The organism is Staphylococcus gallinarum, assembly GCF_000875895.1.
Classification (GTDB): Bacteria; Bacillota; Bacilli; order Staphylococcales; family Staphylococcaceae; genus Staphylococcus; species Staphylococcus gallinarum.
The window spans coordinates 1-366 of the sequence record NZ_JXCF01000201.1 but is presented as its reverse complement, the minus strand read 5'-3'; the positions used below and the strand labels follow the sequence as shown (position 1 = coordinate 366).

At 36.6% G+C, this 366-nt stretch carries 1 pseudogene; it reads right to left on the bottom strand.

The features are described from left to right. Positions 1 to 366: pseudogene (locus tag SH09_RS14060) on the bottom strand (accessory Sec system protein translocase subunit SecY2); the annotation flags it as partial.

The window sequence follows — 366 nt, the reverse complement described above, 5'->3', positions numbered from 1 at the left end:
CTTGTAGCATGATATAAAATGTCACGCCAACAGGATGCCCTAGCTCCAAAATATGTAGTTGCTTATTTCGATCAATCGCGAAATGTAAGATTAAATTAAGCAAACTATTAAATAGAATAAATACAGACAAACTAATCATGATTGAAATACTTCCCGCAGGATTTAACTTCCAAGCTACAAAAGAATGTGTCTGGTCACCTTCAACATGCATAATGTCGCGATACGGAATGCGATATTCTACGAGCTCCAAACATAGCAAAATCAACATGACGAGTACGATTAAAACAATCATGCAAATCAATGCAATATAGTCGATGTCAATATTCGTTGCGTGTTGGCGAACTGTAGAACGTATAATGCTGAGCA